The organism is Microcystis sp. LE19-41.2A (assembly GCF_027530405.1).
Taxonomy (GTDB): domain Bacteria; phylum Cyanobacteriota; class Cyanobacteriia; order Cyanobacteriales; family Microcystaceae; genus Microcystis; species Microcystis aeruginosa.
This window is the reverse complement of sequence record NZ_JAPZQJ010000138.1, coordinates 1-2,595: the sequence shown is the minus strand read 5'-3', so window position 1 is coordinate 2,595 and position 2,595 is coordinate 1. Positions and strand designations below refer to the sequence as shown.

Annotated in this window: 5 protein-coding genes; 3 read left to right on the top strand and 2 right to left on the bottom strand. The window is 40.5% G+C overall.

Features of this window, described 5'->3' with window-relative positions:
• Positions 1-275: 275 nt before the first annotated feature.
• On the top strand, positions 276-452 hold the full coding sequence (locus tag O9290_RS05925) for an anacyclamide/piricyclamide family prenylated cyclic peptide (RefSeq protein WP_288057629.1): 177 nt from the start codon (positions 276-278) through the stop codon (positions 450-452).
• Positions 453-968: 516 nt separating this feature from the next.
• Here the strand turns inward: O9290_RS05925 and O9290_RS05920 are convergent.
• Positions 969-1,370, bottom strand: coding sequence for a type II toxin-antitoxin system VapC family toxin (locus tag O9290_RS05920; RefSeq protein WP_002762712.1), 402 nt, complete (start codon positions 1,368-1,370; stop codon positions 969-971).
• Positions 1,370-1,606, bottom strand: a complete 237-nt coding sequence (locus O9290_RS05915; protein ID WP_002762714.1) for a hypothetical protein — start codon at positions 1,604-1,606, stop codon at positions 1,370-1,372. The genes O9290_RS05920 and O9290_RS05915 overlap by 1 nt, the downstream gene beginning before the upstream one ends.
• 221 nt (positions 1,607-1,827) lie before the next feature.
• On the opposite strand from O9290_RS05915, the gene O9290_RS05910 reads away from it, so the two are divergent.
• Together O9290_RS05910 and O9290_RS05905 are read left to right on the top strand one after the other, a co-directional pair.
• Entirely contained in the window at positions 1,828-2,013 is a 186-nt protein-coding gene (locus O9290_RS05910; RefSeq protein ID WP_002762716.1) for an anacyclamide/piricyclamide family prenylated cyclic peptide, read from the top strand.
• Between the two features lie 259 nt (positions 2,014-2,272).
• A complete protein-coding gene (locus tag O9290_RS05905) occupies positions 2,273-2,488 on the top strand; it encodes a type II toxin-antitoxin system Phd/YefM family antitoxin (RefSeq protein ID WP_288086813.1) in 216 nt (71 codons plus the stop codon).
• Positions 2,489-2,595: the final 107 nt, after the last annotated feature.

Below are 2,595 nucleotides of genomic sequence, written 5' to 3'. Positions count from 1 at the left end.
CTAGAACAAGAATTAATCATTGGCGAAGTTTTAGAAATCATCAATGCTTTACCCCCTAATTTATTAAGAGAAGTAAGAGATTTTGCTAAAGTTTTAGAACATAGAAAGTGATGAAGTCGGGCAAAGTTTACTACCCCAGTAGCATCAGGTGGGGGTTTTATTCGGGAAATTTAAGCTGAGTCTAAACTCAACAAAAATTCACTCAAAAACTCTTGACTCGGCAGAAAAGAGGTAGTACGAAATAGGAATAGAACAATATATGGAGGACTTACCCCATGAAAACTAAAAAACTGACACCCCGCAACGCTGCTCCTGTCCAACGGGAAAATACCGCTACCGTCTCTCGTGATGGTAATGGGATTGCTCCTTTACTGACTGGGCAAGTGGAGCGTATCGGCGGTTATGTTGGTATAATTCGGGTGAATCCTTTTGCGGGGGATGACGCAGAGTAGTCCGCTTGATTCTAGCACGAACCTCAAAAAATGTCAAAAGTCTTTTTCTCCTTGCCAGGGCGCACAGTTTGCCTCAAGGAATTGACCCACAACCCTAGTCAGTGGCTTTCGGATACCTGGCACTCTTGCTGGTAGGTATTACCTAAACGAGACTTAGATTTTTGGGGATGAGTGCTAGAACCTTGTTTCGAGAGATGAACCCCTGCCAATAGCTTACTACCCCAGGGTTATCGGGTTGAGGTTTTCTCATTAGATCTATGATCTACTATTATTTTAAAGTAGCTGACATACGATAAAAAATTGGAATACAAGGGAAAATTTTTTATGGAAACTGTTGACAAAATTCAATTAAACCCCGTCTAACTCGAAACCTATAATTTTTAGATCTCCTATTGGGTAATCCCCCTAAATCCCCCTTCAAAAGGGGGACTTATCCCTAGAAGGTATTTCAAAAAACTACAGTTCCCACAATGGACGCAGTTTAAAAGCTAATTTACTGACTCAATTAATCGCAAATCACCAAATTAAAGAGATACCTGTAAGAGGCATTCTCCTATCACAACTAATAAGCGGTAAACCAAGGTGAAAGGCTGTAGCGGCAATTATTCTGTCAGGTAAATCAGGTACGGCAGTTCGTAATACGGTCGCCAAAACATTGACAACCTCGGCAGTCAAATCAGCTAAGATAAACCCACTATTACCAGCTAATAACTCTGCATCTAATTGGGATTTTAGTTCAGGTGCAATACGTCCTTTTTCTTGCAGATAAATTATCTCTATTAAACAGATAGTTGGAATATAAATGACAATTTCACCGCGATCGCATTGTTCAAATGTTTGGTTAGCTGTAGAACTCAAGCGTGGACTATCCTCTAAATACCAAATCAAAGCATGAGTATCGGTCACTGCATCACTCATCAAATATCCTCACGAGGAAAGTTAGCTCCTATCTGTTGTTTTACATCAGCGATATCTGCATCACTGATGTTGGCACCTCGCCATAATCCCCGCAAAGATTTACGAGGTTGATGGGTAGTAACCACTAACTGTTGTTTAATATCAGGAGTCACTTTTTCAATTAGACGTACTTTGTCTAGAGGAGAAAGCTGTTTGACTATCTCTAAGGCATCTTCTAGGGTAACAACTCTTGTCATCTTTTTAGACCTCAAGAAATAATGAGAATAACTTTCTGATTACATATCATCTTACAACGAATTTGAATCTTGGATCAAAAGGTTAAAATTCTCACAAAAATATTGACAAGTGCTGATCTAAGCTTAACAAAAACTTAACACAAATTCACTTAAAAACTATTGATTCGGCAGAAAAAAGGTGGTATGACTGAACTCAACAACAATAATGGAGGACTTACCCCATGAAAACTAAAAAACTGACACCCCGCAATGCTGCTCCTGTCCAACGGGAAAATACCGCTACCGTCTCTCGTAATGGCAATGCGATCGCTCAACTTGATTGGGGAACTTTTTGTGTGGGAGAGGATGGGAATGGCAATTGTGAAGAGTGGTACGAACTGCCTTTTGCGGGAGACGACGCAGAGTAATCCCTCCGATTTTAGCACGAACCTCAAATCAGGTCAAAAGTCTTTTTCTCCTTGCCAGGGCGCACGGTTTGCCTCAAGGAATTGACCTACAACCCTAGTTAATTCCTGGCTTTCGGATACCTGACACGGGGAGAAGCATTGCTCGGGGAGAGGGGGAGCGGGGGAGTACAGGTTTTTGCTCTTCTGTTGTCTCCCTTTTCCTTGGCTCACCAGTGCTAGAAGATTTAGATTCACAATAGGATACCAAGGAAAATTTTTTATGAAAACTGTTGACAAAACTCAGTTAAAAGCTAATTTACTAGAATTATTGCAAATTGTGGAGTTACAAGGAGAAGAAATTTTAGTGACAGAAGGGACTAAACCAGTGGCGAGAATTTCTCCCTATCAAAAAAGTTATTCAACGGCGGAATTGTTTAAGAATATGCGAGGAAAAGTTCAGTATTTTGGCTCTTCGGGACTTGGTATGGTTCGATAGGGGAGCATAAATCGACTCAATCCTTATCTGGCAAGAGATTTAATTGATTAGTTCGCTCCAGATCGCAAACAATTGACAAAAATTGCGGCAATGTCTGTCTCTATAAA

What these genes read in the sequence shown, in the direction of transcription:
- O9290_RS05925 (WP_288057629.1), top strand. Translation starts at nt 276, where the DNA reads ATGAAAACTAAAAAACTGACACCCCGCAACGCTGCTCCTGTCCAACGG.
- O9290_RS05920 (WP_002762712.1), bottom strand. Translation starts at nt 1,370, where the DNA reads ATGAGTGATGCAGTGACCGATACTCATGCTTTGATTTGGTATTTAGAG.
- O9290_RS05910 (WP_002762716.1), top strand. Translation starts at nt 1,828, where the DNA reads ATGAAAACTAAAAAACTGACACCCCGCAATGCTGCTCCTGTCCAACGG.
- O9290_RS05905 (WP_288086813.1), top strand. Translation starts at nt 2,273, where the DNA reads ATGAAAACTGTTGACAAAACTCAGTTAAAAGCTAATTTACTAGAATTA.
- O9290_RS05915 (WP_002762714.1), bottom strand. Translation starts at nt 1,606, where the DNA reads ATGACAAGAGTTGTTACCCTAGAAGATGCCTTAGAGATAGTCAAACAG.